The following is a 26,163-nucleotide window of genomic DNA, read 5'->3' as shown; positions in this document are numbered from 1 at the left end:
AAACCTGGGGCTGGAGACCTCTGGACTAGGCCAAGTGCTAGCGGTTAGAGGCAGTTGTGATACCTGGAGTGTAGTCTACTCTACGGATGATACAGAGGCGCGATCGAGGGTTTTGAGCTGATGGCCAGGGTTTCACTGGCCCCTAGGGCCACTAAGGCCGCTTTTTGAGCTTCGGTGAGGCCGGTTACCCCAGCGATCGCCATGCCTTCGTAGGGTCGGGGCACCCGCAGCGTCTGTGCGTGGCAGTAGATAAAGCCATCGGGGGTCGGCACCTTCTGCCAAACCTGAATAGTTTCGTCTTGGCTACAGCTAATTAGGCGATCGCCGTCGGCGCTAAAGGTAACGTATCGCACCCACTTGTCGTGACCGCAAAGGGTTTGATGGCATTGCCGAGTGCGCAGGTTCCACAGCCTGATGGTGGTATCGCCGCCGCAGCTGGCCAGCCACTGTCCATCGGGGCTAAAAGCCACGGACAAAACAAGGCTGGGGTGGGTGCCGATGACGGTGCGGTGGCCCAGCTTTAAATCCCATAGCATGACATAACCGTTAGACCCGCCGCTGGAGAGAAACCGGCCATCCGGGCTGAAAGCCAACCCCCGCACCCAGCTGCCTTCGCAGGGCAGGATTTGTAGGCAGGTTTGGGATTCAAGATCCCACAGGCGCACAGTTTGATCCTGGCTGCCACTGGCTAGGCGGCGACCGTCGGGGCTAATGGCCAATGTCCAAACGCCGCTGGTGTGGCCGCTGAAGATGCCCTGGCAGGCGTAGCTGGTGAGATTCCACAGGCGTAGGGTGCCATCTAGACTGCCGCTGACTAGGCGATCGCCCTGGGGGCAAAAGGCCAAGGCCCAAACCTCATGGCTGTGGTCGGTCCAGGTGGCGCGGCAGTTTCCGGTTTCGCTATCCCAAAGGCGCACGGTGCGATCTTCGCCACTGCTGGCGATCCAGCGGCCGTCGGGGCTGACCGCTACGGCAAAGACCCAGCCATCGTGCCCCATAAACCTTCGGGGAGCAGCCGGGGTGGTTAACGGCCACAGGCGCACCTGGCGATCTTGGCCACCGCTAACCAGATAGTCACCCTGGGGATGTAGCGCTACCGACCACACACCGCTGTTGTGGCCGCGCAGCACCCGCAGGGGCTGGTGGTTCTGGCTATCCCACAGGCGCACGGACTGATCTTCGCTGGCGCTGGCTAGGATGTAGCCGTTCTCTTTGGCGGATGTTTCTCCCACCGGGCTAAAGGCGACGTTTGAGATCCAGCTGCTATGACCCTTGACCGCCCATCTAATCTGCCCGGTCTGCCAGTTCCACAGGCGCAGGATTTGGTTGTCGCCACCGCTGGCTAGGATGCGGCCGTCGGGGCTAAAGGCCACGGAGCGCACCGCCTGAGGGGAGCCTGGCGATCGCCCCTTGGGCTCGGTCTGGCACCATCGCACCAGCGCTTGGGTGCCAACATTCCAGAGGCCGATGCTGCCGTTGTGATGACCACTGGCCAAGGTCTGCCCGTCAGGGCTAAAGGCGATCGACCACACCGGTGACCCAGCCGCCATTACGGTGCTGTCGCCACTGGCCACATCCCACAGGCGCAGAGTGCCGTCATAGCTGCCGCTGGCCAAGAGATGGCTGGCCGAGCGATGCTGAAACGAACCGCTGCGCGAATCGCTTAAATTCGGACCGCCGCGCAGGTAGCCCTGGGGCGAAAACGCCACCGATCGCACCTCATCGGTATGGCCCACCAGGCTGTGAACCAGGGTCTGGATCCGCACATCCCACACGCGGATCTGGTGGTCTTCACAGCCGCTGGCCAGAAAGCGCCCGTCGGGGCTGAAAGCGAGGGAAAAAACCCGGCCGGAGGAGTCTTTGAGCTGGCCGTAGCGATCGCCGGTTTTAAGATTCCACAGGTCGATAGTACCGTTGGCGCTGCTGGCCAGAGTTTGGTTATTGGGGCTAAAGGCCACCGCCCAGCACCAGCCGTCTTGGGCATGGAGGGTGAGCATCGGCTGGGCATCGCTGACCCGCCACAGATGAATTTCATAGCTGACATCGCTGGCTGCTAACAGCTGGCCGTCGGGGCTAAAGGCAATAGCTAGCACCTGGCTAAAGGTGTCTTTGAACACCGATCGCGATAGGTCGGCCTGGGCAAAGTTGGCGTTGTGCAGGGTGCTGTCTTGCAGATAGGCCTGCCAGATCGTCTGCTCAGAAAAATCCCAGCCCGCCAGCGAGATGTCAGCCTGCTGAAGCAGATTGAGCAGGTTGCCGCAGGCGTAGCTCTGTAAGCTCTGCCCGCGCCAGGTGTCGAGGTGGTGGCGCAGGCGCTGGGCTAAACTGTCAGGGCGCAGCCGCAGCCGTTGCAGCACCGGTTGCAGAATCAGCCGTGTTTGGCCGTCGCGAATGTAGTCTTTAGCCTGGGCCAACATCAGGGCGTGGGTGTGCAGCGGGCCAGGGTCGATCGTCGGCGGTGCCAAAATGGCCTGGCTGATCTGCTCTACCAGCCAGTCAGTCATGTATTCCATTACCACGGGCTGGAGGGTGAAGCGCGTGCTGCGAGCATTGGCTCGCGGGATGTCGCGCTCAATCAGCGATCGCCGCTCCAGGCTAGTGAGGGCTTCGATCAGTTCGCCCAAGGCCAGAGGCGCTATCAAGTCAGCGCGCACCTGCGCTAGGGTAACGGGCTCGCGATGAATGGCGAGCCAGGCCATTACCTGCTGCTCAACGGTCGTGAGGCGATCGAGCTGGTGGGTCAGCAGGTCGCGAATGTCGCCAAATACCGAGTCTCCCTGGGCCAAAATCTGCACAAACGGCCCCAGCTGCCCGTCAAAAAAGTCTTGCACCACGGCGGCCACCATCTTGAGGGCCAGGGGGTTGCCGGCGTAGTGGTTGACCAGATGCTGCCAGTCGGCAGGGCTACCGGCAAACTGGCCCCGAGCCTGGAAGATGGACTGGCCGACCCGGGGCGGCAAGCCCCCCAAACGCAGCGAGCGAATCGGTAGGGTAGCTCCTTCCTGCTGGGCAATTTCTTTGATTTTTTCGCGGCTGGTGAGCATGACGGTGCTCTGATGATCGACATTGCCCAGGCTGTAGAAAAGCTGAGCGTAGTTTTCGTACCCTGGCTGGTAGGTGCCGGTACGATCGCGCGGCTGCAAAATCGTTTCGCCGTTGTCGAGCACGATCAAACTGCGGTGCTGGCGCAGTTGATCGAGCAGCGATCGCAACAGACCGTCAAACTCAACGGCGGCATTGGCCCCGGGCGACAGCACCCCCAGCAGGTCTTTGAGCAGGTCGTTGACCAGGGGCGCATGGCGCAGCGATCGCCAGATCACCACCTCAAAGCGGTCTTGCACCTGCTGGGCTAGCTTCACCGCCAGGGTAGTTTTGCCGATGCCCCCCATGCCAAACAGCCCCACCAGCCGACAGCCGTCGGCGACCACCCAGTCTTGCAGCTGAGCCAGTTCGTCGGTGCGCCCGTAGAACACCGTCGCGGTGGCAGCGTCGCCCCAGTCGCGACGGCGCCGAAAAGGGGCGACACTGGGGCTGATTGCCCCCAGTTCAGCGTCTTTGACCGACAGGGCTTTGAGCTGGCGGGCTAGAACCGCTCGCAGATTGCGCTTGGTGACTTTCTCCCCCAGGTGTGAGGAGAGGCACTGCCACAGGTCAGACCCCATCTGCTTGATGTAGCCCACCTCGTAGCCCAGGGCCAGCGCCGTGTCTTGGTAGGTGCGATCGCCCCAGGCCTGCTGAAACAACCTCGCCTGCAGCGGGCTGAGCGCTACCCCCTGCGCAACGAGAACCCGCTCAACCAGTCCTAAGGCATCGTCGTCGGTCATGGTGGTGTATCCAATGCTACTCGCTGCTCTAAAACCGAAGCGACATGGGGCTTGAGGGGAGTTCTATGGGGCTGATCCTAGCCAAGCCCTACCCCCAACTTTGTACCTTGGGTAACATTTCACCTGCTGAACCGGGTTTTGCCCGATCAAAAACGTACTTTTGGCGCACTTTCCTCGCACCTCCCCGCCCGTCCGGCATTGGTAGTCTCTCCTTAACATTCAGTGCTTCAACCTGACTATCTTTCACCCTCACTAAGGAGAATCCCCATGCGGAAACCCATGCTTCAGGTGACCCGTCGCCAGGCGATCCGGGGATTGCTGGCTACCGGTGCCTTTGGCCTCACGGTTAAGCTTAGCGGCTGCAGCAGCTCCCCCACGGCGGCGGGAGGCAGCGACACCCTCACCGCAGGGTTTATCTACGTCGGCCCCAAGGATGACTATGGCTACAACCAGGCCCACGCCGAAGGTCGCGCCAGCCTCGACGGCCTCGACGGAGTCAAAACCTCCGAAGAAGCCAGTGTGCCCGAAACTAACGCGGTGCAGGAAAGCATCCGCAGCATGATTGACCTGGACGGGGCCACGGCGATTTTTGCCACCTCCTTTGGCTACTTTGACCCCCACGTGCTGGCCCTGGCCAAGGACTTTCCCGATGTGCAGTTTTTTCACTGCGGCGGCCTGTACCAAGAGGGTGTGCACCCCAACAACGTCGGCAGCTACTTTGGCTACATCGACGAAGCTCAGTACGTGGCGGGCGTTGTCGCCGCCCATACCTCAACTAGCAAGCGGCTGGGGTTCATCGGCGCCAAGCCCATTCCTCAGGTGCTGCGCAACGTCAACAGCTTTACCCTGGGGGCTCGCAGCATCGATCCCAGCGCCACTACCCAGGTGATTTTTACCGGCGACTGGGCCGACCCGGTGCGCGAGGCCGAGGCCGCCAACAGCATGGCCGACCAGGGCATTGACGTGCTCACCTGCCACGTGGATAGTCCCAAGGTGGTGATCGAGACCGCCGAGCGGCGCGGCATTTTTGCCACCGGTTACCACGCTAACCAAGCTGAATTGGCCCCCCAGGGCTACCTCACGGGGGCCGAGTGGGACTGGTCGACCGTGTACAAAAATTACGTCAGCCTGCTGCAGGAGGGCAAAACCCTGATGAATGGCGGCATTCCTCACCTGGTGCGGGGCGGCTTTAAGGACGGCTTTTTGAAGCTGTCGCCCTTTGGCCCAGCGGTGAGCGCCTCGGCCCAACAGGCGGCCGAGGCCGCCCAGGCCCAGCTGATTTCTAGGGAACTGGTGATTTACAAAGGCGAAATCAAAGACAACCAGGGCAAGACTGTAGTCGCTGGCGGCAAGGAACTGGGGCAAACGGCGATCGAGCTGGAGCAGATGAACTGGCTGGCGGAAGGGGTGATGGGGAGTGTGGGGTAGGGGAGTGGGTAGGCGGGTGGATGGGTAGAGGGTGGATGGGTGAACAGCCGTAGGGTGGGCAATGCCCACCATTCATCTGCGGCTCCTATCAATTGGTAATGCTCACCATCCATCTGGGGCCCTTACCCGTTAGCCCTTAAGTTGCGCCACCTACTTGCGCGTTCCACCGACTCTAAGGCCGTTTGACCGCAACGTTTCTCTGACGACGTTATTGAGCATCCAATGAACTAAGGAGCATGACGATGAGCGATCGCTGGCGGAGTCTTCTCGAAAAAACCTGCATTCCAACTGGGGCGCTGCTGGCGGCCCTGGTGATATTTGGCCTGTTTTGTGGCCTGGCGGGGGCGAACCCGTTTGGGGTGTATTACTCGATCTATCGCGCCGCTTTTGGCAGCTGGAGTTCGTTTCAGAACACGCTGATTCAGGCGTCGCCACTGATGTTGAGTGCCCTCTGTACGGCGCTGCCGGCACGGTTGGGGTTGGTGATCATTGGTAATGAGGGGGCGCTGGTGCTGGGGGGCTTAGCGGCGGTGGCTGGGGGCCTCACCCTGGGGGGCTGGGGGTTGCCCACTCCTGGGGTGCAGTTGGGTATGGCCCTAGCCGGTATGGCAGCGGGCGGTATCTGGATTGCCATTGTCGGGGCGCTGCGGCACTATCGGGCGGTGAATGAGACCATTAGCAGCCTGCTGATGAACTACATCGCGATCGCGCTGCTCAACCACATGGTCAACGGCCCTATGAAGGATCCCAGCTCCCTCAACAAGCCCTCCAGCTATCCCCTGCCCGAAATCCACATGCTGGGCAATCTGCCTGGCAGCCGGGTGCACTACGGCTTAGTGCTGGGGCTAGTGGCCTGCGGACTGGCCTATTTCTTAATTCAACGCACTACCTTTGGCTTTGCGGCGCGCACCGCCGGGGGCAATGTGCGGGCGGCGCGGGTGGCGGGGCTGCCCGTGGGCAAGCTCACCCTGGCAATCTGCTTTTTGGGCGGAGCCTGCGCCGGTCTGGCGGGGATGGTTGAGGTGGCGGCAGTCCACGGTCGGGCCAACGAATCGCTGAACGCGAACTACGGCTACGGCGGCGTATTGGTAGCCTTTATTGCCCGCCACAACCCGATCGCAGCCAGTTTAGTGGCCCTGCTCTTAGGGGGCATTCTCGCCAGCGGCGGCATTCTACAGCGCAGCCACGGCCTACCCGACGCCACGGTGATGGTGTTCCAGGGCATTGTGTTTCTCTCGGTGCTCTACAGCGACTCGCTCTACGGGCGGCTGCCGATCTTTAAGGAGCGCCCACCCAAGGTGCGGCCTTTGCCCCCCGTGGCCACGGCCACCCCAGTTTAGGTTAGCCAGGGAGTATGGGCTTAGCAGTGCTAAGCCTATACCGAGAACATCACGTTTTTAGTGCAATCACACCCACGGAGAGTGAGAACCATGGCCAGTGAAGCTTTGGGCTGGTGGGGCGTACCCCTCGCCATCATTGCGGGAACCCTGCGGGGCAGCGCCCCGTTTCTGTTGGTCAGCCTGGGAGAGTGTCTGACCGAAAAAAGCGGCAAGATCAACTTGGGCCTAGAAGGCACTCTGCTCATGGGAGCTATGAGCGCCTACGCCGTGTCGTACCTGACCGGGTCGCCCTGGCTGGGGGTGGTTATGGCCGGCGTAGCCGGTATGTTCTTAGGGCTCATTCACGGTTGGCTGGCCCAACAGCCTCGGGTGAATGACGTGGCGGTGGGCATTGCCATGATTATCTTTGGTAGCGGCTTGGCATTCTTTTTGGGCAAGCCCTTCATTCAGCCCTCGGCTCCTCAGCTACCGACGCTATCCCTGGCGGGGTGGACCCAAATTCCTCAGCTCGAGTCGGCCCTGAGCATTAGCCCGCTGTTTATTTTGGGGGTGGCGATCGCTCCGCTAATGCAGTGGTTCTTTCGCTCTAGCCGCTGGGGGCTACTGGTGCGCGCCGTGGGCGACAGCCCCGACGCCGCCAAAGCGATGGGGATTTCGATCTTCAAGGTACGCATGGCCAGCATTGTGGCGGGCAGCTTTTTAGCCGGTATTGGCGGCGCATCCCTATCGCTGTTTTACCCTGGCAGCTGGTCAGAGCGGATCTCGAGCGGTCAAGGCTTGATGGCCGTGGCCCTGGTAATTTTTGCCCGCTGGAACCCGGTGCAGTGTCTCTACGCCTCGCTGCTGTTTGGCGGTGCCCAAGCGATCGGCCCCGCCCTGCAGTCGGTGGGCATTGACGCCTACTACTACTTGTTCAACGCTTCGCCATACATCTTGACCCTGCTGATTATGGTGATTACCTGCTCGCCCAAGCGCACGTTAACCGGCGCACCGGGAGCATTGGGACAAGCTCAGGAGTAACAGTTTGCCACCGTCTTTTAATGCATTTTGTAGGAACGTTTCGCCCTGTAGGTCGGGTAAAACGCAGTGCAACCCAACAGCGGCAAATTTGTTAGGTGCCGCTTCGCTCTAACCACCTACAGTGCGCCATTAGCTATTCAACTGGAGACAACCCATGGGAATTTTCGTTGAAGCCGAGCCGTATCCATACCCCTACGACGGGGATCTGCGACCCGAAAATACGGCGCTGATTGTGATTGATATGCAGACCGATTTTTGCGGCATCGGCGGCTATGTGGACAAGATGGGCTACGACCTATCGCTCACCCGTGCCCCCATTCAACCGATCGCCAGGCTGCTAGAGGTGCTGCGCGATCGCAACTTCACCATCATCCATACCCGCGAGGGCCACCGCCCCGATCTATCAGACCTGCCAGAGAACAAACAGTGGCGATCGCGCCAGATTGGCGCGGGCATTGGCGACCCTGGCCCCTGCGGACGCATCTTGGTGCGCGGTGAACCCGGCTGGGAACTCATCCCCGAGTTGCAACCTCTGCCCGGCGAAGTGGTGATCGACAAGCCCGGCAAAGGCTCCTTCTACGCCACCGACCTCGATTTAATCCTCACCCGCAAAGGCATTCGCAACCTTATCCTCGCAGGCATCACCACCGATGTGTGCGTCCACACCACCATGCGCGACGCTAACGATCGCGGCTACGAGTGCCTACTGCTGTCTGACTGCACGGGTGCCACCGACTACGGCAACCACCTGGCCGCGCTGAAGATGGTCAAGATGCAGGGCGGCGTGTTTGGTGCTGTAGCCCATTCCGAAGCCCTGATCGAAGCGTTAGTCCAATCCGAGATGAGTTTTGGGGAAATGGTAGGCAGTGCCCACCCTGCGGTTGTTTCGCAAGCACACCCTACTTTCTCCTAAATCTCCCCATCACTCCCTACCCCCTACTCCCCTATGAAAACCGCAGTTGCTGCACCGCAAATCAAAACCGCCCCGCTCGAGCTGGAGGTAATTAATCTCACCAAACGCTTTGGCAGCTTCACTGCCCTCGATCAGGTCTCGATTAAAGTTACCCCCGGCAGCTTTCACGCTCTGCTGGGCGAAAACGGAGCCGGCAAAAGCACCTTGGTGAAATGCATCATGGGCTTTTACACCCCCACCTCTGGGGAAGTGCTGGTCGATCGCCAGTGCCGCGACATTGATAGCCCCAAGGATGCCCACCACTTTGGCCTAGGCATGGTCTACCAGCATTTCACCTCAGTGCCCGCTATGACCGTGGCCGAAAATCTGGTGCTCTCGCGCTACGACAGCCCCCAGTGGATCAACTGGAAGACCGAGTACGATCGCCTCGACGCCTTTATGGCCACTTCCCCCTTCCAGATCGATCTGCGCACTCCCATTGCTCAACTGGCGGCGGGTCAAAAGCAAAAGCTCGAAATTCTCAAGCAGCTCTACCTGAATAGCCGGGTGCTGATTCTCGACGAGCCGACCTCGGTGCTCACCCCCGACGAAGCCGACGAAGTGCTGGGTCTACTGCGGGAAGAAGTCACCGCTGGCCACCTCAGCGTGCTGATGATCTCCCACAAGTTTCGCGAGGTGATGGCCTTTACCGACGAGGTGACGGTGCTGCGCAAGGGCAAGCTGGCGGGCCACGGCTACGTGCGCGATTTAACCGTCGATGACATGGCCCACATGATGCTGGGCGAAAAAACGGAGGCTACCCCGGTTGAAAAGGTCGCGATCGCCGACCCGCGGCCCGTTCTAGAGCTCAAAGACCTGTGCGCCGATCGCGACAACGGTCTGCCCGCCGTGTGCAGCGCTAATCTAATTGTCAACAGTGGCGAAATTGTCGGCATTGCGGGCGTCTCGGGCAACGGTCAGCGCGAGCTGGTGGAGGTGCTGGCGGGCCAGCGCCCCCGCCACAGCGGCGATATTCTTGTCAACGGCGAGCCCTATCAGTCGACCCGCAAAGAAATGGCTCGTCACCAGGTCTACACCCTGCCCGAAGAACCGCTGCGCAACGCCTGCGTCCCCCACATGAGCGTGGCCGAAAACATGGCCCTACGCACCTTCGACTGCCCGCCCCAGGCCCGACGCGGCTGGCTGCTCAGCCTCCGCAACATTCGGCGCATGGCCGAGGGCTTAGTCAACGTCTTCTCGGTCAAAACCCCGTCGGTCGATACCCCGGTAGGCCACCTCTCCGGCGGCAACGTGCAGCGCACCGTGCTGGCCCGCGAGCTGTCGTCAACCAACATCAACCTGCTGATTGCGGCGAACCCCTGCTTCGGTCTCGACTTTTCGGCGGTTGACTACATCCACAGCCAGATCCTTGCCGCCCGCAATCGCGGTGTGGCGGTGCTGCTGGTGAGCGAAGACCTCGATGAGCTGCTAAAGCTGAGCGATCGCATCTTTGTAATCAGCGGCGGTGAGCTGGTCTACGAAAGCCCCACCGCCACCGCTGACATCAAGACCCTAGGCCATAAGATGGCTGGGCATTAGTGGATGCGTGGATGGGTAGGGGGTGGATGGGTGGATGAGTGGGAGAGTTATTATGCAATCGATTGTTTTGCCTGACCTAAAGGCCATGGCGGCTGACCCAGAACTAGATTGGGAGCCGTTTCGGCCTGGGGTCGATATGTTTCGGCTTTACCCCGCCGAACCAGACGGAACTGCCGCTGCGCTGCTGCGCTATCAGCCAGGCGCGTCGGTTCCTCGCCACTTGCACACCGGGTTTGAGCACATTTTGGTACTGTCAGGCTCCCAAACCGACGAAAACGGCACCTATGGAGTGGGCACCCTAGTGGTCAATCCGCCCGACACCCACCACACCGTCAGCAGCCCCGACGGCTGCATCGTCCTCGCCATCTGGGCTAAACCCATCGAAATCGAGCCCTAAAACAGACGCCCCTACCCACCCATCCACCCCCTACCCACCCCCATGCCCCTACCCGCCCAACCCTACCCCTACCCCCTACCCACCACCGGCCTAGCGCTAGTCATCATCGACATGCAGCGCGATTTCATCGAGCCCGGCGGCTTTGGCGATGCCTTAGGCAATGATGTCAGTCTGCTGCGATCGATCATTCCCAACGTTCAGGCGTTGCAGGAGGCGTTTCGGCGCTACAACCTGCCGATTTTTCAGACCGTAGAAGGGCACCGACCCGATTTGTCAGACTGTCCACCGTCGAAGCGCGATCGCGGCAATGGCTCACTCAAAATCGGCGATCGCGGCCCCATGGGGCGCATTCTGGTGCTGGGCGAACCGGGCAACGGCATCATTCCCGAACTCGCGCCCTTGCCCAACGAAGTGATTATTCCTAAACCTGGCAAGGGAGCCTTCTATGCCACCGAGCTAGAAGCCCACCTCAAAGCCCAGGGCATTACCCACCTGATCATTACGGGCGTGACCACCGAGGTCTGCGTGCAGACCACCATGCGCGAGGCCAACGATCGCGGCTACGAATGCCTGTTGGTCGAAGACGCAACTGAGAGCTACTTCCCCGAATTCAAGCAATCTACTCTCGAAATGGTGCGCGCCCAGGATGGCATCATTGGCTGGACGGGGCACACCGAGGCGCTGCTAAACGCCCTAGCAGCGCAATATGAGACTCCGGTCATGGCTTAGGGATGGCGCAGGTGTAAGCACAATTGGATCGCTGTAGGGGTTCAGGGGCGATCGCCGCCTGCTACCGCAGGTGAAGTCTGGGCTATCACAATCCCAAAACGCCAGGATTCAACCCGGCTAGGTATTTGTTCATTTTTCGCTCCTCTATTTTCGTCTCTTTCTACAGCTCCTTAAATCTTGCTGTGTAACCTTGTCACTCTGTCAAATCGGGGGTTTTGGGGTTATCCCTTCTGACAGACAACATCACTTGCTCTAACTCGTTAAGGTCTGTAACGAAAGCGTTGTTAGCCTAACCTTTTCAAAACTTCAGTTCAGCTTGAACTAGGTTTTGTCGGAAAAGCACAATGCAGAACCTTACACAGGAAATCCCCATGACTTACTCAACTCTAGACGCGATCAAAGAGCCCCTAAAGCAGTTTGAAAGCTTCGATGCTGACACCCAGCTAGCGCTGTTGTGGTATGGCTATTTAGACATCAAAGATCAGCTCAATCCTAACCCCGACAGCAAAGTAGAAGGAATGGGCCAAACCCTCTACGATCACATAGTCGTTCTGTCCAAAGATGACCAACTTCAGGCTCAGCGCGATATCGCCAACGGAGCTAATACCGACATCAGCAAACAGTATGGTGCCCTCAGCCCCTCATCGAAGCTAGAGGTTTGGCTACTACTGGCACAGGGTATGGAGTCGGGCGAGATCATTAATGTCCCCAGCGACTACTCTTTGCCTGAGAACACCCAAGGGTTTGTCGACCAAATTAAAGCCTTAGACTTTGAGCAGCGGATTACATTTACCCGCGACGCAGTCACCAGCATGGGCGCGTAAAAGATCACTCTCGGGTAGCAGCACATGCCCTCGACGGGCACTAGCTAAAAACATTTTGGGATTAGCTACTGTTGGTCGATTAGTCATCAAAAAACGAGATGTTTGTAGATGAATAATTGGGGCTGTAGCGGACTAGCAATCGGCTTTGCCGTGTCCGCCAGCAGTTTGCCCGACTTGTATGTTTGAATTTGACAGAACAATAAACTCAGGAGTTGGCACGTTAACGGCTAGCTCCTTTTTTGTCGAGCAGTTGGCTGTTGGTATAAAAGTTGTTGTGCAACATCTCAAAGCTAAACGCTGTGAAATAGCCTGTTTGTTGGACCTATTCCGTTGAAAGGTTTAGCTGACTGCCCCTGCTAGGTATCTAATTTTGAAGCGGGATTCAGTTAGGATTCAGCCTCGCCAATCTGTCAGACCATTTTGGTAGAGATCAAGCAGTGGAAAAACCCAAGATTTCCCACCGATTCCCTAGTGTCTGCGCTTTCTGAATATTCCTAAAAGGACTGCAACCAGTTCAAAAAACGACCGTTCTGCTTGTCAGGAGATCGGCAAAGATTTTAACGAAACCATTGACAGGGAGGGATTCAACACGATACACCATGGGGGCGTAGGGCAATAATAGTTGACAGCATGCAAAGTTTGTTTAAGTTTCGGCGATATCTGCATCAGAAGAGGTGGACATGAATGCCAACTTGATCGTGTCTAACATTCTGAATCCTCCAGTGCTATTTTTCTTCTTGGGAATGATAGCTGTTTTAGTTAAATCTGATTTAGAAATTCCGCCGCCAATTCCAAAGCTGTTTTCTCTGTATTTGCTGTTGGCAATCGGGTTTAAAGGTGGCGTTGAGCTAACTAAGAGTGGCATCAACCAGCAGGTGGTGCTGACAATTTTGGCGGCGATCGTGATGGCCTGCGTCGTACCGCTATACACGTTTTTTATTTTGCGGCTGAAGCTCGACACCTACGACTCAGCGGCGATCGCCGCCACCTACGGCTCGATCAGCGCCGTTACGTTCATTACGGCCAGCGCCTTCCTCACCGAGTTGGGCATGCCCTTCGACGGGTTTATGGTAGCCGCTCTGGCCCTGATGGAATCCCCGGCCATCATTGTCGGGCTGATTCTCGTGAACTTCTTCGCCAGAGACGAAAAACGAGAATTTGTCTGGTCTGAGGTTCTGCGGGATGCTTTTCTTAATAGCTCGGTCTTTTTGTTAGTCGGCAGCTTAATCATTGGTGTGCTCACTGGAGAACATGGTTGGGAAGTTTTGTCGCCCTTTACCCAACAGATGTTCTACGGGGTGCTGACCTTCTTCTTGCTCGACATGGGCCTGGTGGCGGCTCGACGCATTAAAGACTTGCAAAAAACCGGCTTTTTCCTAATTTCCTTTGCCATACTGATCCCAATACTGAATGCAGGCGTTGGATTGCTAATCGCTAGGGCGATCGATATGTCCCAAGGTAATGCCCTCCTATTTGCTGTGCTGTGTGCCAGTGCATCCTATATTGCGGTGCCAGCGGCCATGCGGCTAACGGTGCCCGAGGCCAACCCAAGCCTGTACGTTTCTACGGCTTTAGCGGTCACGTTTCCGTTCAACATTATTGTTGGCATTCCGCTTTATCTGTACGGCATTAACCTGTTGTGGAGCTAAGCCCATGCACCTTGTTAAAAAAATCGAGATTATTGCCAATTCTTTTGAGTTACCCAAGATTTTAGACAGCCTCAAAAAATCAGGTGTTCACGGTCACGCGGTAATTCGCAATGTGGAAGGTGAGGGGCTGCGAGGCGGCAGCGAAGACCTCGATATGACTATGGACGACAACGTCTACATCGTTGCGTTTTGCATGCCTGACGAAATCAAAACCGTGGCCGAGAATGTGCGGCCGCTGTTGAACAAATTTGGGGGCACCTGTTACATCTCCGATGTGATGGAAATTCGCTCCGTGAAATGTGTGGCGTCGCTGTAGGAAATTGAGTTATGGATCATAGCGATAGAGGTATCGATCGCCGCCGAGTACTGACTTTCGGCGGTGGATTACTGGGGTTAGCGGCGCTAGGGCCAGCGCTTTGGCCGACAAGATCAGCGGCAGCGGCAACTTTAGCACCGTCATCGCTCAGCCCTGAGGAGGCGCTGAAGCGATTGCTAGACGGCAACCAGCGCTTTACTGGGCACCATCTCGAACACCCCGACCAGTCAGAGGAGCGGGTGCTCGAGCTGACCCAGTCCCAGCATCCCTTCGCCACAGTGCTGAGTTGTGCCGACTCGCGGGTGGCAGCAGAGATCATCTTTGACCAGGGTCTGGGCGACATCTTTGACGTGCGAGTAGCAGGCAATATCGCTACACCTGAGGTGGTGGGCAGCATTGAGTATGCTGTGGAGCTGCTGGAAACTCCGCTGCTGATGGTGCTGGGCCACGAGCGCTGTGGCGCAGTGACGGCAGCCGTGAAAAATGAACCACTGCCGGGAGACATTGGCACTTTTGTCCAGGCGATTTTGCCGGCGGTGAACCAGGTGAAGGGGCAGCCGGGGGATGCGGTAGACAACGCGGTGACAGCCAATGTGCGCTACCAGGTCGAGCAGGTGTTGAGGTCGTCGCTGGTGCGCGATCGCCAGCAGTCGGGCCAGCTTCAGGTAGTCGGTGCCCGCTACGATCTCGATACCGGCACTGTCACCCTAGTGGCCTAAGGCGTTTACCGCAACCTCTCCAGCAGATGTTCGCCCACCCGCAGGGCATTGGCAATCACCGTCAGCGCTACCCCCACGCTGGCGCTGGAGGGCATAAAGCTGCTGTCGACCACGTAGAGGTTATCGAGCTCGTGGGCGCGGCAGTTGATATCTAGCACCGAGGTATCGGGGTCAGTGCCCATGCGGCAGGTGCCACACTGGTAGGCCATCACCGACTGAGGCACCTCGCCCCGCGGGTGCAGGCCCGATCGCGAGAATAGACTGCTGTCTTTCTCTACAGCCTTCAGCACATCAAGCCAGCGATACACGAGGCGATCGTGGGCCTCAGCGTTGTTAGCGGTAAACGCAACCGAGAGCTTGCCGTCCTTCACCGTCACCCGGTTTTTGGGGTCGGGCAGCACTTCGGTCATAGCCCACCAGGCGATCGATCGCGTCGCCAGCTGCTTGAGCCCAAAGTTGGGCATAAACTTGGTCACCAGCGAGAGCACCGGCGGCGACTCGGCAAAAATTGCGTCCTGCAGCACTCCGCCCATGTTTTGAATGTGACCCATGGGGTAGTCAACTTGATTGTCGCCCCAGTAGTAGTCGTTGATGCCCACAGAGCGCGGAAATTTGCCAGAGTTAGACTGAGCCGTGACCTGCACAATCGAACTCAGCTGAGTTTTCATCAGGTTGCGGCCCACCTGATCAGAGCTGTTGGCTAACCCATTGGGGTGTCTCTCGTTAGCCGATTGCAGCAGCAGTGCCGCCGAATTTACCGCCCCGCAGGCCAGCACAACAATGTTGGCCGTAAAGATATAGAGCTGACCACCGATCTCGGCCTGCACCGCCTTGACCGCCGTCCCCGTCGGGTTGGTGAGAATGCCGGTAACTTTGGCTGAGGTCTTGAGGGTAACATTGCCAAAATCTAAAGCCGGATTGACCCCGAATACCTCAGCATCCCCAGTCGGGTCATCCTCCCGCAGCGACAGCGATATCGGCAGTGGGTAGGGATGGCAGCCGTGGTTAGCAATGTCCTCCACTACGGGTTGAATGGTGGGGTTGTGGGCGATCGCCGGGTAAGCAAAATCTCCACTGCGAGGCGGTTCGGTCGGATCTACCCCGCCCTGGCCATGCACTTGATATATTGCCTCAGCCTCACTGTAGTAAGGCTCAAAGTCAGCGTACTTAAGGCACCACTCGGGCGAAGTGCCGTCCTGGTGATCTACCGTTTCAAAGTCCCGTTCGCGCATGCGCTGCAGGGCAGCCCCATAGATTTTGGTGTTACCCCCAATCGCATACTTCATCTGCGGCGTGAAGGGCTCGCCCTCACCGTCGTACCACTGCTCGGGGGCGTGGTAGCGCTGCTTTTGAAAAATATCCACATCGCTAATATTTTGCTCTTCGAGGGGCATCGCGCCGCCCCGCTCCAGCAGCAAAATTCGCTTGCCCGACGGCGCCAGCTTGCGGGCCAGGGTGCCGCCCCCCGCCCCGGTGCCGACAATGATTACGTCGTAGTGCTGGTCGTCGATAATCATGGGGTTCCTCACCAATGGGGCTTTCAGAGGGCGTCAGAATTTCAAATGCAGCGATGGGTGGGATGAATGAGTTTTAAGTAGCCTGTAATACCCGTCTGCCTTGTTTGAATAGCTGATTACTGCCAAACGTAAATCAAGATAAACAGGATGATCCAGATCACATCAACGAAGTGCCAGAACAGGGAGGTGGCGGCTACGCCAAACTCGCCGCCTGCATAGTTATTGGGCAAAAACGATCGCCCCAGCATAATCCCCTGCAAGAGTACGCCAGTCATCACGTGCAGGCCGTGGAAGCCGGTCAGCAGATAAAACGTGCCACCGAACACGCCGTCAGTAAAGCCAAAGGGCAAGCCCATCCACTCCACAGCCTGGCCGTAGAGAAAGAAACTGCCCATGGCCATGGTCAACAGCCAAAAGGCGCGAAAGCCCCAAAGATTTTCTTTGTGCAAAAACCGCTCGGCGAAGTAAATTACAAAGCTGCTCGACACCAGCACGATGGTATTGATCAGCGGTTCGCGCACCTCCAATCCCTCAACCCCAGAGGGCAGCCAGTCGGTGATGTTGGTTTTGTAGACGGTGTAGCCCACAAAAAAGCTCAAGAAAATCACGCTTTCTGACAGCAGAAAGACGATGAAGCCAAACATACGATGGTCTTCTTCTTCGTGCTCGGCAGCATGGACGCTGTGGGCATTGAGGGTAGGGTCAAGGTTAGCTGTGCTCACTGATCAACTCTCCAGCGGGATTGTTGGAAACTAAAGATTCGTTAGAGCCGTAGCCATAGGGGCCAGATACGACAATTGGGATTTCTTCAAAATTTTCGACCGGTGGCGGTGAGGGAATCAGCCACTCCAAACCGATCGCATTCCAGGGGTTAGCTGGGGCTCGCTTGCCCAGCACCCAGGAGCTAACGATATTGAGAATGAAGGGCAGGGTCGAGACCCCCAACAAAAAGCCGCCCAGGCTGGCGATCACGTTCCAGTAGGCAAATTCGGGGTCGTAGGAAGATACTCGCCGGGGCATGCCCATCAGCCCCAGGGGGTGCATGGGGAAGAAGTTGAGGTTAACGCCAATAAAGGTGAGGGCAAAGTGCAGCTTGCCCAAACCCTCGTAGTACATGTGGCCCGTCATTTTGGGGAACCAGTGGTAGATGGCGGCGTAGATGCCCATCACCGTAGCGCCGTAAATCACATAGTGGAAGTGGCCCACCACAAAGTAGGTGTTGTTGACATGGATATCGAAGGGCACCGCCCCCAGCATCACCCCGGTAATGCCCGCGAATAAGAAACAGACCAGTCCGCCCAGGGCAAACAACATCGGGGTGTCGAGCCGCAGCTTGCCGCCCCACACCGTGGCCACCCAGGCAAACACCTTCACCCCGGTAGGCACCGAGATCAGCATGGTAGAGAACATGAACAGCATCCGCATCCAGCTAGGGGTGCCGCTAGCAAACATGTGGTGCACCCACACCATGGCGCTGAGCACGGTAATGATCACCGAAGACACCACGACAAACCGATAGCCAAACAGGGGCTTGCGGGCGTAAACCGGAAAAACTTCCGAAAACGTGCCAAAGATCGGCAGAATAATCACGTAAACCGCTGGGTGGGAGTAGAACCAAAAAAAGTGCTGATACAGCACTGGGTCACCGCCCTTGGCCGGGTCAAAAAAGCTGGTGCCCGCCGTCAAATCCAGCAGCAGCATCACGGCCCCCGCCGTTAACGATGGCAATCCAAACAGCTGAATCATCTGGGCGCTCAGTACCGTCCAGCAGAAGGCAGGCATTCTAAACCAGCCCATGCCGGGAGCCCGCATGCGAAAGATGGTGGTGACAAAATTGACCGCCCCCATAATCGACGATACTCCCGAGAGGGCCACCGCCAGCAGCCACAGCACCTGGCCGTTGATCAGATTGCCGGTGGGGTTTTGCAGACTGACCGGGGGGTAGGCCCACCAGCCCGACTGCGACGGCCCGCCAGGCACAAAGAAGCTCGCCATCAGCAGGGTGCCAAACACCGGCACCAGCCAGAAAGCGGCGGCGTTGAGCCGGGGAAAAGCCATGTCCCGCGCCCCAATCATCAAGGGCACCAGGTAGTTAGACAGCCCGTTCAGCATCGGGAAGGTCCACATAAACAGCATGATGGTGCCGTGCATGGTGAACAGGGCGTTGTAGACGGTGCGATCGACCAGGTCGGCCTCGGGGGTAATGAGCTCGCCCCGCATGACCATGGCCAGCAGCCCGCCAATCAGGAAGAACACAAAGGCGGTGACCATGTACTGAATGCCGATCACTTTGTGGTCGGTGCTGAAGCTAAAAAACCGTCGCCAGTTGTTGGGAGCACCGGGAAACGGCTGATCGCTCTTGGCGGCGATCGCATCGAGCGACGCATTACTCATAGCTATCTTCCTCAGAGCTGGCGAAATTTACACGGGGGGGCGGGGCAGGCTCGACGGTTTTCCAGCCGGCGCTGATGGGGCGATCGCCCAGTTTAGTAAACTCGCGAAAGGCGCGATTGTCAGCCTCGGTGAGGGGCTGAGCGGCAGCATCGGCCAGCCACTGCTGGTAAGCTTCCTCGGACTCAACCACCACCACGCCCTGGTTGGCGGCAAAATAGGTGCCGCTGTAGTCAGAGTCGCGCAGCCGGTAGCGCCCCTCGCGGATGGGCATAAAGCCAAAGTCGATGGTGCTGCCGGGAATCACATCCTGCTTAACGCGAAAGGCGGGCACATAGAACCCATGCAGCACGTCTTCAGAGATCAGCTTTAGCCTGGCTCGCTCGTTCACCGGCAGATGTAGTTCGGTGCTGACAATGTTTTGATCAGGGTAGCGAAACTCCCAAGCCCATTGGCGCACGTGGACTTCGATCGGGGTTCTCTCAGGCACCGCGGGCAGGGTTGCCGCCTCGGCCGGGGGCATCAAGCCCAATTGGGGCACGTGGTTCATGTGCTCCATCGGACCGAGAATCGCCATCTGGTCATAGATCTGGTAGCTGTAGGTGGCAATCCAGATCACTAGCCCCAGGGGAATCGTGGTCCAGAGAATTTCGACCAGTAGGTTGCCTTCGACCGGAGGGCCATCACTGATGTCGTACTTGTCCGCCCGCTGAAACAGCACCGAGTACAGCAGCGCGGTGGTGACTCCCAAAAAAATGAAGCTGCCGATGGTAGTTAAAAAGCCAAATAGATCGTCAACCAGCACGGCCTCGGCTGAGGCCTGGGGCGGCATCCAGAGGTAGGCCTGGCGACCGACCCAAAGACTGATTGCGGCATCGGCGATCGCCAGGGCGACCAGCTGAGCCACGGTGCGAAAGGAAAGACTACGGGGTTTTTTCGGTGTCGTCGGTGTCGTCATATCGCTGTGGTTCCTCTAGATCTGATTGGGGTCGCCCCCTGATCGCAGCAGCTCAGCAGCCGTGACGTGCACCCCAAAATCACCCCCCAAATGAGCGCCCAGGGTGCCTTGAGCAAACATCAGCGCAAAGACAACGAGCCCCACTAGCAGGTAGCTCCACTGCACCTGGCGAGCCCGATCCTGCCGCCACACATAGCGCTGGAACCCTCGCCATATGGTCATGGCTACAATCAGCGTTAGAATGAGCACGCCTCCCAAACCGTGCCAGACCATGGTGTCTTTGATTCCCAAGCCCCAAGCGCTGACCCCAGGCACCGACATGTCAGCCAGCAAAATTTCGTAGAAGCCAGCGGCAACGGTGAAGAATGTGATGACGGCGGCGGCCACCATGTTGTACCAGCCCACATCAAACAAGTTGGAGCGGGTGGCTGGAATTGCCAGAAACTTAAATACCCGCTTTTCTAAGGGAAACAGCGCCCCTACAATATCAAAGCCAATCGCCACAATAAACAGACCCAGCGTCAAGTGCACCAGGTTGGGGTGAATAGGAATGGCATAGGGCAGGTCGTTAGCCCCTGTAGCCGCCAAAAACCAAACAATCACAGTAAACCTCCCCGGGCGGCTTCTACTAAGGGCGCACTGTGTAGTCCGTAAACCCAAACCAGCTTGTCGCCCAAGTAGACTTGAAAGAACACAATTGCAGTCAGCAGAACGTTTAAGCCCAGGTAGGGCATGGGCAGCTGGTCGGGAGTGCGAATGCGAATGATATAGCGCCAACCGGTCAGGACAGCAATAATGCCCGATAGTGACCAGCCGATCAGGGTATGTAGGTTCAGGTCGTTGACGGCGGCGGCGTAGGGTTCTGCTAGACCGGCTTCGATTTGGCCAAAAATGATGGCGATAAAGATAGAAACTGTGGCAAATACCATATTCCACCAGCCCACTTCAAACAGGCGGGTGTTTTTGGTTAGGTAACCTATCAGATCGCAGAGAACGGCAAATAGCACCATCGCAATTACGAAGTGCACCACAATTGGGTGGATGGTGTCGGGGTAGGGTAGGTTGTGGTCGTTGAGGGGGGGCAGATACTCAAACACGGGGCTTTCCTTGGGGGGTAGGGGGCCTGAGCGACGAGGGGAACGGCACGGTTAGAGTTTAGCGTCTGGGCAACTTTTAGGCTGGCGGTGCGGGCAGAGCCAGCTGCTTTTTATAGGGTAGGCATGAGAGCTATCGATAGCTAGGGCCAGCTTAGGTGTGGGCAGATTGTCTCACTGGTGGGCGGGGGACAATGGTAATTTTTATGAAATGTTAATTCTTGTTGAGAGAATTGTGATCTACTTGTGGGTAGAGGATGGGTTGGGTGCGATCGCCCTGCTGTAGGGGCAAATGGCATTTGCCCAGTGCAACATCCCTGGCGCTGAATTGGGGATACACTCTGGGGCGGGGCGGCGCACAATTGGGGTTGAAAGCCAGATCTGTCGCTGGGGCCATTTCGCAGGCCCCAGACCCCCGTCGAGCAGGACGTTCCGTCGTCCTGCACCTCACGGAAAGGATGAATTGATCATCGGTTTCAACTTCTGTTTTGCGAATGGATTTGTGGGCAACTGCAATGGGCCGCACGTCACATCCCATCTCCATTACTCCCTCAGTCCCTTACTCCATCACTCCCCCACTCCTCTACTCATTCATGTTCTTGTAGGTCGCCACGGCCGAGGGTGAAATGCGGTTTAGGTAGCGGAAGATCCAGTATTTGAAGATGGTGTCGAGGATAACTGGGAAGGTGGCGATGAATAGGAAGATGAAGTCACGGTTGGCGGGTAGGCCTAGGTGTCGCGAAAGGCCTTCTAGAATGATTTCCCAGCCGTGGGGCGAGTGGAAGCCGACGAAGGTGTCGGTGAATAGAATGATGATGAAGGCTTTGGCGCTGTCGCTGAGACCATAGACGATCTCATCCATAAAGGCTTTGATGTTGGCTACGTCCTGCTTGCGGTAAATCAGCAGGAGGGCAAAGGCGATCGCCGCCAAAATATCAGAAAACACGTTTTTAACGGAGCTGGCGCTGCGCTCGCGGTATTCCTCCTCAACGTCGGCAGCTTTGGCGCGCACGCGCTCTTCGATATTCAGCTCAGACAGGGCAGGGACTTTGCCAATTAGCACCTCAAAACGCAGGCGCTCTTCAAACTGCTGGAGTTCGTGGAGGGCTTCTTCCTCCATTTCGGGATTGAGAAAGACTTCGATTTCTTCGCCCCCAGCCCGCACCCGATCAACGATCGGCCCGACGATGAAGGCTTTAGTAAATTGCTGGGTCAGCAGCGGCACAATCACCAGCAGCAGCACAAACCGAATGGCGGCGGTGGTTTTGGCTTTGGAGTTGCGAAACTCCTTGACCACTTCTTGCTCGGCATTGGGGTCGAGGTCTTGGCGAATGCGGTCTACGGTGCGGAGGATGGAGCGGGGCAGCACGTTGGCCCGGTCAGAGAGGCCCGCTGCTCTGGTGCCGTCTTGGGGAGGAGTATTGGCAGTCACCCCGGTTGGGCCGGTTAATAGTTGCCCGTCCCGCGCCTGGTCAGTCCGCGATCGCAGCACCTGGTTTGAAGGAGCGGGCTCTAGACTGCTGCTGGCTCCGTTGGCTCCGTTGGCGAGGGTGATCACCCGTTCGGGGTTGGTGTCGAGGCTGGCGTAGCGGGCCAGCACGTCGTCAATCAGCTGGAGCTTGCGAAAAAACATCGCCTGCTGGTCAATCACACTGACGGCCAGCTCGTCGGCCCCAGCAGCAGGTAGCTGCACCTCTGTCACCCTGGGGTCGGTGACCCGCACAAGCGATCGGCTGGCTCGAAACACAGCCATGCGAACCTTGATCAGGTTGAGATATTTTTTCAGCTCACCCTGAAAGTAGGCGATGGCGCTGTCACCGTAGCTGCCGTAGCGGGGCGAGATGGGGTTGCCACCAAAGTACTCACGCTCGATCGCCTCAATCATCTGAGCGGCTTCATAGGCCTGGTTGAGGGCACGCTCGGGGGTGTGAGAAACCCACCGCTGGGCGCTGCGAAAAAAGCCTGAATTCTGCATTGGGTTGGGTGCTGGCGCTGAGATTTCCCGATCCTACTACAGTCAGTTAGGACGAGGGTGATGAAGGGCGGTAGACAAGGCAGCATATATATTCATTGATATATACACGTTTTGAACAACGTGAACCGTTTCTGGGCAACGTTATCGGCAACGCTTTGCGGAACTAATCAGAAGATTGCTTGCAGCTACTAGCTGAGCAAAATTGAAAGCAAGCATAGAATATCTGTGCACAACGTTCGTGTCGCTAGCTATCCCTAGGACGCTAGCTCATTTCAAACCGCCAAACCAGAAAAGTCACGGTCCATTGAGGCCAAATTAGTTTGCACACCACTGCGGCGGATGCCGCCTGTTTGAATATCAAAGCCAATGATTTCGCCACCCAGTTCAGGTATGACACGACAGGCATAGAGCCCTTGAGTCTCTGGGGCCAACACATGGGTGGTTTGGCTAGCTAAGGGCAGCGGAATGCGATCGCCCTCTCGGACCGGCCTTTGACCACCACGCTCCTCCGTCCAGAGTGGAGGAATAGAGATGCCTTGGAAGCCGCCTACCCCTCCGGTCACAGATGAAAAATCGTATTTTGCCCAGCACGAAAACACCAGCTCATAGCTACCTTCAGCACGTTGGTAAAGCTGTGGGACTTCCATTTCGGAGTAGCCACCGGGCTCTAATAGCGGCGAGCAATATTGCCATTCGCGCTCTCCGCGCACAGCCTGGGCAAAGTTGTCGTCAGCAACTTGCAGTAGAGCGATTACGCAACGCCTGCCTGCCGGGCCACTCAACGCCTTGGCTGATGCCAGCATAAAAATTTGGCGGCTGGCTCGATGGCGAAACAAAAATGGATCTCGCCACGCGTGAATAGTTAAATCGTCGGCAACGCCTCGGGTTTGATAAAAGTATTTTGGCTTTAGCTGGGTATCAAAGAAATGCCACTGATTGGAGAACAAATCACTGGTGTAAGCAACCCCTATGTTTTGGGTCATACCGTCGTCTTGATAGCGATCTCTTGATGTGTAAAACATGAGATAGCTGTTTTGGGCTTTAATAACATCTCCACTCCAAATGCAGGTGTTTGCCCAGTGTTTGAGAGGAGGTTTTAGCACGTCAAAACTACTCTCGTCGCCCCAATCAATAACGGCAAAATCTGAGGTAGTGGCATGGCCCACGCAGGAGGCATAGTGGTGCTGTTCTGACACAACCAGAGCCCGATCAGCATTTAGGTAAAAAATATGAAAGAGTTTAGCCTCTGAGTCAAAGTAATACCAAAAATCCCAAACGTGGCGGCTGGGATGCTGCATTGTAAAAGGCATTTTGCTACCCGTAAAAACGTCGCGTAAACCCCTACCTAAAATACCGTAGAATCCTCTCCTAGTTTTGCTTCTAGCGATTCTAAAAAGTCTTTATCATAGGGATATATCGGTAGTAGACGTAATACGCAGTATGAAGATTCAATCATCGGTATTGGTACACTTAGGTTTTGGCAAATATGTGCGATCGGATCAGGTGACATCGCTGCAGCCGGTTGAGGAGGAGCGCGGCCCAGGACGGCGAACGTTTGTGTATCTAGAAGGGCACACCGATCCCGTTGTAGCCTCGCGGGCAGAAGACACCATCGTGCGCGATCTGGTGCAGGAACCGCGTGAGGTAATTCAGTCGCGGCAGCAGCAGGAAATTTTGACTGACCTGCTAGAGGACTTGGTTAAAGTCAATTCGACGGTGCGCCGCATCAGCCGCGACGAAGGTGGGCTGGATCTCGATCAGCTAGAGCGCCGCATTCAGCGGGTGCTGGAAGCGTAGGTCTAGCATTTTCTACGCTTGTGAGATAAGCCAAGTGATCCCCCTCTATCTTTTTAAGAGGGGGTTCACGGAGCATAGGTTGGCACCAAGGGCATTATGGCGTGACAGCATGTAATCGCTCAGCAAGCTCAGCAATTTGATCACCCATAGTGAGCTGTTCAAGCCAAGACATCGGTATTCCCAATTCGCCGTAGTAAGCTCCAGCTACTTGACCACAAATAGCGGCGGTTGTGTCGGCGTCATCACCAAGGTTGGCTGCCGCCAGAACGGCTTGTTCGTAACTTTCCGTTGTCCAAAAACACCACAGCGCCGCTTCTAAGCTGTCTACGACATATCCAGTGCCTCGAATATCATCGACTCGCTTGCTTTGATATTCCCCAACGGCAATAGTTTGAATAGAGGGAGATTCGATTGTCTCTAAGTCATTGTCAAAGAGAATTTCGGTTTTGCTAGCGCCTGAGAGCGCTCGGAATAACATATTCCCAAACAGACGACTGGCATCAATACATTCTGGTGCCCCGTGAGTTGTGCGAGAACTCTCGCCCGAAAACTGGATGGCGCGATCGCGATCGGGAAAATAAAACATGGGGACCGGCGCGAGCCTCATTAGGCAACCATTCCCAGCAGTTTTGGGATGGGTAGAACCGCTAAATGGATTGCCGGAGGTTTTGTATTGAGACAGTGCTTGCCTGACAGTGTTGCCAATATCAAAGCAGTCGCCGGTGCTGCTGAAATAACCATTCTCGTGCCAATCGCAGTAGCGATTCATTTGATCTGTGGCATCAAAGGCACCGACCTCGATGAGGCTAGTAGCTAGGCACAGAGCCATAGAGGTATCGTCGGTCCACTGACCGGGCTTGAGGTTGAAAGGACCACCGCCAACCATTTTTGTTACGGGCGGAAACGAGCCACGGTGCTGAAATTCGACCGTGGTGCCAACGGCGTCACCGACGGCTAGCCCTAGTAGACAGCCTCGAAATCGCTCTAATGAATTCAACTGTGAGGCAACCCAGCTGGTCTTGCTATCACTCATACTTTTCGCCGCTGAGAATGAAGATCGGGTCTACCGCCGTGAATACCTGGTAGTTGCCCTTAGTCTCTAGCCGGTTGACAGCGGGTTGGGCCGCTTCAATGTTGCGCACCCGCAAATGGGCAAAGGTCTCAGACACCACATAAAGGGTTTCGAGGTTGCCCGCGGTCACCACCACTCGCCCCAGCGACGGCAGATAGTCCCAGGCAGCCAGCAAAATTTCTTTGAGGTTGCGCCCGCCTTCGACAAAAATGCAGTCGGGGTGGTGGGGCAGCTCGCTCAAACAGCCGGGGGCGCTGCCCTGAATGACTTGCACGTTGGTGAGGCCAAAGCGATCGCAGTTGCGCCGAATCAAATCGGCTACATCCTCGTCGCGCTCAACCGCCACCACCTTGCCGCCAGGGCACATCAGCGCCGCCTCGATCGCCAGAGTACCGGTGCCCGCACCAATATCCCACAGCACATCCTTGGGCTTGAGCCGCAGGTAGCCCAGAAGCAGCAGCCGCACCTCCCGACTGCTGAGAGGAATGCCGGGCAACTGCTCAAACAGGTGATCGGGAATACCAGGGGTGGCGTAGGGCCAAAGTTTCGCCATAGAATTGCCGGGAATAAAGCTAGCTTTATTATGGCGGCGGGAAAAAGAAGGGGCGATCGCGCAGACTCT

The 26,163-nt window shown here is 57.1% G+C and carries 24 protein-coding genes; 12 read left to right on the top strand and 12 right to left on the bottom strand.

The annotated features are described in order from the left end of the window. Nucleotides 1-80: 80 nt before the first annotated feature. Nucleotides 81-3,824 (bottom strand): WD40 domain-containing protein, encoded by a 3,744-nt coding sequence (locus NC979_RS04165; RefSeq protein WP_190524112.1) that lies wholly within the window; start codon nucleotides 3,822-3,824, stop codon nucleotides 81-83. Nucleotides 3,825-4,091: 267 nt separating this feature from the next. Here NC979_RS04165 and NC979_RS04160 point away from each other — a divergent pair, with 267 nt between their 5' ends. From NC979_RS04160 to NC979_RS04110, 11 genes are all read left to right on the top strand, one after another. After that, nucleotides 4,092-5,252, top strand: a complete 1,161-nt coding sequence (locus NC979_RS04160) for a BMP family ABC transporter substrate-binding protein (protein WP_190524109.1) — start codon at nucleotides 4,092-4,094, stop codon at nucleotides 5,250-5,252. A 242-nt stretch (nucleotides 5,253-5,494) separates the two neighbouring features. Next, entirely contained in the window at nucleotides 5,495-6,592 is a 1,098-nt protein-coding gene (locus NC979_RS04155) for an ABC transporter permease (protein ID WP_190524106.1), read from the top strand. 90 nt (nucleotides 6,593-6,682) lie between these two features. Next, on the top strand, nucleotides 6,683-7,612 hold the full coding sequence (locus NC979_RS04150; RefSeq protein WP_190524103.1) for an ABC transporter permease: 930 nt from the start codon (nucleotides 6,683-6,685) through the stop codon (nucleotides 7,610-7,612). 154 nt (nucleotides 7,613-7,766) lie between these two features. Then, on the top strand, nucleotides 7,767-8,525 hold the full coding sequence (gene biuH, locus NC979_RS04145) for a biuret amidohydrolase (protein WP_242024194.1): 759 nt from the start codon (nucleotides 7,767-7,769) through the stop codon (nucleotides 8,523-8,525). 33 nt (nucleotides 8,526-8,558) lie between these two features. Continuing rightward, on the top strand, nucleotides 8,559-10,103 hold the full coding sequence (locus NC979_RS04140) for an ABC transporter ATP-binding protein (protein WP_190524100.1): 1,545 nt from the start codon (nucleotides 8,559-8,561) through the stop codon (nucleotides 10,101-10,103). Between the two features lie 52 nt (nucleotides 10,104-10,155). Continuing rightward, nucleotides 10,156-10,500, top strand: coding sequence for a cupin domain-containing protein (locus NC979_RS04135; protein ID WP_190524097.1), 345 nt, complete (start codon nucleotides 10,156-10,158; stop codon nucleotides 10,498-10,500). Nucleotides 10,501-10,542: 42 nt separating this feature from the next. Next, nucleotides 10,543-11,229, top strand: coding sequence for a cysteine hydrolase family protein (locus NC979_RS04130; RefSeq protein WP_190524095.1), 687 nt, complete (start codon nucleotides 10,543-10,545; stop codon nucleotides 11,227-11,229). Between the two features lie 371 nt (nucleotides 11,230-11,600). Next, nucleotides 11,601-12,053: an orange carotenoid protein N-terminal domain-containing protein gene (locus NC979_RS04125; RefSeq protein WP_190524091.1), complete on the top strand. Its 453-nt coding sequence runs from the start codon at nucleotides 11,601-11,603 to the stop codon at nucleotides 12,051-12,053. A 680-nt stretch (nucleotides 12,054-12,733) separates the two neighbouring features. After that, the gene (locus tag NC979_RS04120) at nucleotides 12,734-13,702 is read left to right on the top strand and encodes a sodium-dependent bicarbonate transport family permease (RefSeq protein ID WP_190524088.1); all 969 of its coding nucleotides are present in this window, start codon (nucleotides 12,734-12,736) and stop codon (nucleotides 13,700-13,702) included. A gap of 4 nt (nucleotides 13,703-13,706) precedes the next feature. Beyond that, nucleotides 13,707-14,018, top strand: a complete 312-nt coding sequence (locus NC979_RS04115) for a P-II family nitrogen regulator (protein WP_190524085.1) — start codon at nucleotides 13,707-13,709, stop codon at nucleotides 14,016-14,018. 11 nt (nucleotides 14,019-14,029) lie between these two features. Continuing rightward, the gene (locus NC979_RS04110; RefSeq protein WP_190524082.1) at nucleotides 14,030-14,737 is read left to right on the top strand and encodes a carbonic anhydrase; all 708 of its coding nucleotides are present in this window, start codon (nucleotides 14,030-14,032) and stop codon (nucleotides 14,735-14,737) included. Nucleotides 14,738-14,742: 5 nt separating this feature from the next. Here NC979_RS04110 and NC979_RS04105 read toward each other — a convergent pair whose 3' ends face one another. The 9 genes from NC979_RS04105 to NC979_RS04065 all read right to left on the bottom strand — a co-directional run bounded on the left by NC979_RS04105 (nucleotide 14,743) and on the right by NC979_RS04065 (nucleotide 23,982). Then, nucleotides 14,743-16,254 carry a GMC oxidoreductase gene (locus tag NC979_RS04105; protein WP_190524079.1) on the bottom strand — a complete coding sequence of 504 codons (1,512 nt, stop codon included), beginning with the start codon at nucleotides 16,252-16,254 and terminating at the stop codon, nucleotides 14,743-14,745. Between the two features lie 116 nt (nucleotides 16,255-16,370). Then, nucleotides 16,371-16,976, bottom strand: a complete 606-nt coding sequence (locus NC979_RS04100) for a cytochrome c oxidase subunit 3 (protein WP_313887078.1) — start codon at nucleotides 16,974-16,976, stop codon at nucleotides 16,371-16,373. Continuing rightward, nucleotides 16,963-18,648: a cytochrome c oxidase subunit I gene (ctaD, locus tag NC979_RS04095; protein ID WP_190524076.1), complete on the bottom strand. Its 1,686-nt coding sequence runs from the start codon at nucleotides 18,646-18,648 to the stop codon at nucleotides 16,963-16,965. The genes NC979_RS04100 and ctaD overlap by 14 nt, the downstream gene beginning before the upstream one ends. Then, nucleotides 18,641-19,603, bottom strand: a complete 963-nt coding sequence (locus NC979_RS04090) for a cytochrome c oxidase subunit II (RefSeq protein ID WP_190524073.1) — start codon at nucleotides 19,601-19,603, stop codon at nucleotides 18,641-18,643. The genes ctaD and NC979_RS04090 overlap by 8 nt, the downstream gene beginning before the upstream one ends. A gap of 15 nt (nucleotides 19,604-19,618) precedes the next feature. Beyond that, nucleotides 19,619-20,206, bottom strand: a complete 588-nt coding sequence (locus NC979_RS04085; RefSeq protein WP_190524070.1) for a DUF2231 domain-containing protein — start codon at nucleotides 20,204-20,206, stop codon at nucleotides 19,619-19,621. Next, complete coding sequence (locus NC979_RS04080; protein ID WP_190524067.1) at nucleotides 20,203-20,700, bottom strand: DUF2231 domain-containing protein; 498 nt, start codon at nucleotides 20,698-20,700, stop codon at nucleotides 20,203-20,205. The genes NC979_RS04085 and NC979_RS04080 overlap by 4 nt, the downstream gene beginning before the upstream one ends. 211 nt (nucleotides 20,701-20,911) lie before the next feature. Continuing rightward, nucleotides 20,912-21,094, bottom strand: a complete 183-nt coding sequence (locus NC979_RS04075; RefSeq protein WP_190524063.1) for a hypothetical protein — start codon at nucleotides 21,092-21,094, stop codon at nucleotides 20,912-20,914. A gap of 186 nt (nucleotides 21,095-21,280) precedes the next feature. Beyond that, nucleotides 21,281-22,672 carry a proton extrusion protein PcxA gene (locus NC979_RS04070; RefSeq protein WP_190524060.1) on the bottom strand — a complete coding sequence of 464 codons (1,392 nt, stop codon included), beginning with the start codon at nucleotides 22,670-22,672 and terminating at the stop codon, nucleotides 21,281-21,283. Nucleotides 22,673-22,944: 272 nt separating this feature from the next. Further along, nucleotides 22,945-23,982, bottom strand: a complete 1,038-nt coding sequence (locus NC979_RS04065; protein WP_190524057.1) for a glycoside hydrolase family protein — start codon at nucleotides 23,980-23,982, stop codon at nucleotides 22,945-22,947. Between the two features lie 130 nt (nucleotides 23,983-24,112). Here NC979_RS04065 and NC979_RS04060 point away from each other — a divergent pair, with 130 nt between their 5' ends. After that, nucleotides 24,113-24,469, top strand: coding sequence for a hypothetical protein (locus NC979_RS04060; protein ID WP_190524053.1), 357 nt, complete (start codon nucleotides 24,113-24,115; stop codon nucleotides 24,467-24,469). Nucleotides 24,470-24,563: 94 nt separating this feature from the next. Here NC979_RS04060 and NC979_RS04055 read toward each other — a convergent pair whose 3' ends face one another. Both NC979_RS04055 and cbiT read right to left on the bottom strand, forming a co-directional pair. Further along, complete coding sequence (locus NC979_RS04055; protein WP_242024193.1) at nucleotides 24,564-25,502, bottom strand: ADP-ribosylglycohydrolase family protein; 939 nt, start codon at nucleotides 25,500-25,502, stop codon at nucleotides 24,564-24,566. Beyond that, nucleotides 25,495-26,094 (bottom strand): precorrin-6Y C5,15-methyltransferase subunit CbiT, encoded by a 600-nt coding sequence (gene cbiT, locus NC979_RS04050; protein ID WP_190524050.1) that lies wholly within the window; start codon nucleotides 26,092-26,094, stop codon nucleotides 25,495-25,497. The genes NC979_RS04055 and cbiT overlap by 8 nt, the downstream gene beginning before the upstream one ends. Nucleotides 26,095-26,163: the final 69 nt, after the last annotated feature.

The organism is Leptolyngbya subtilissima AS-A7 (genome assembly GCF_039962255.1).
Classification (GTDB): Bacteria; Cyanobacteriota; Cyanobacteriia; order Phormidesmidales; family Phormidesmidaceae; genus Nodosilinea.
This window is presented reverse-complemented; position numbering and strand designations above follow the sequence as displayed.

What these genes read in the sequence shown, in the direction of transcription:
- NC979_RS04110 (WP_190524082.1), top strand. Translation starts at nt 14,030, where the DNA reads ATGGATCATAGCGATAGAGGTATCGATCGCCGCCGAGTACTGACTTTC.
- ctaD (WP_190524076.1), bottom strand. Translation starts at nt 18,648, where the DNA reads ATGAGTAATGCGTCGCTCGATGCGATCGCCGCCAAGAGCGATCAGCCG.
- biuH (WP_242024194.1), top strand. Translation starts at nt 7,767, where the DNA reads ATGGGAATTTTCGTTGAAGCCGAGCCGTATCCATACCCCTACGACGGG.
- NC979_RS04090 (WP_190524073.1), bottom strand. Translation starts at nt 19,603, where the DNA reads ATGACGACACCGACGACACCGAAAAAACCCCGTAGTCTTTCCTTTCGC.
- NC979_RS04120 (WP_190524088.1), top strand. Translation starts at nt 12,734, where the DNA reads ATGAATGCCAACTTGATCGTGTCTAACATTCTGAATCCTCCAGTGCTA.
- NC979_RS04055 (WP_242024193.1), bottom strand. Translation starts at nt 25,502, where the DNA reads ATGAGTGATAGCAAGACCAGCTGGGTTGCCTCACAGTTGAATTCATTA.
- NC979_RS04105 (WP_190524079.1), bottom strand. Translation starts at nt 16,254, where the DNA reads ATGATTATCGACGACCAGCACTACGACGTAATCATTGTCGGCACCGGG.
- NC979_RS04155 (WP_190524106.1), top strand. Translation starts at nt 5,495, where the DNA reads ATGAGCGATCGCTGGCGGAGTCTTCTCGAAAAAACCTGCATTCCAACT.
- NC979_RS04115 (WP_190524085.1), top strand. Translation starts at nt 13,707, where the DNA reads ATGCACCTTGTTAAAAAAATCGAGATTATTGCCAATTCTTTTGAGTTA.
- NC979_RS04130 (WP_190524095.1), top strand. Translation starts at nt 10,543, where the DNA reads ATGCCCCTACCCGCCCAACCCTACCCCTACCCCCTACCCACCACCGGC.
- NC979_RS04070 (WP_190524060.1), bottom strand. Translation starts at nt 22,672, where the DNA reads ATGCAGAATTCAGGCTTTTTTCGCAGCGCCCAGCGGTGGGTTTCTCAC.
- NC979_RS04060 (WP_190524053.1), top strand. Translation starts at nt 24,113, where the DNA reads ATGAAGATTCAATCATCGGTATTGGTACACTTAGGTTTTGGCAAATAT.
- NC979_RS04135 (WP_190524097.1), top strand. Translation starts at nt 10,156, where the DNA reads ATGCAATCGATTGTTTTGCCTGACCTAAAGGCCATGGCGGCTGACCCA.
- NC979_RS04065 (WP_190524057.1), bottom strand. Translation starts at nt 23,982, where the DNA reads ATGCCTTTTACAATGCAGCATCCCAGCCGCCACGTTTGGGATTTTTGG.
- NC979_RS04165 (WP_190524112.1), bottom strand. Translation starts at nt 3,824, where the DNA reads ATGACCGACGACGATGCCTTAGGACTGGTTGAGCGGGTTCTCGTTGCG.
- NC979_RS04150 (WP_190524103.1), top strand. Translation starts at nt 6,683, where the DNA reads ATGGCCAGTGAAGCTTTGGGCTGGTGGGGCGTACCCCTCGCCATCATT.
- cbiT (WP_190524050.1), bottom strand. Translation starts at nt 26,094, where the DNA reads ATGGCGAAACTTTGGCCCTACGCCACCCCTGGTATTCCCGATCACCTG.
- NC979_RS04075 (WP_190524063.1), bottom strand. Translation starts at nt 21,094, where the DNA reads ATGGCCCCAGCGACAGATCTGGCTTTCAACCCCAATTGTGCGCCGCCC.
- NC979_RS04160 (WP_190524109.1), top strand. Translation starts at nt 4,092, where the DNA reads ATGCGGAAACCCATGCTTCAGGTGACCCGTCGCCAGGCGATCCGGGGA.
- NC979_RS04125 (WP_190524091.1), top strand. Translation starts at nt 11,601, where the DNA reads ATGACTTACTCAACTCTAGACGCGATCAAAGAGCCCCTAAAGCAGTTT.
- NC979_RS04140 (WP_190524100.1), top strand. Translation starts at nt 8,559, where the DNA reads ATGAAAACCGCAGTTGCTGCACCGCAAATCAAAACCGCCCCGCTCGAG.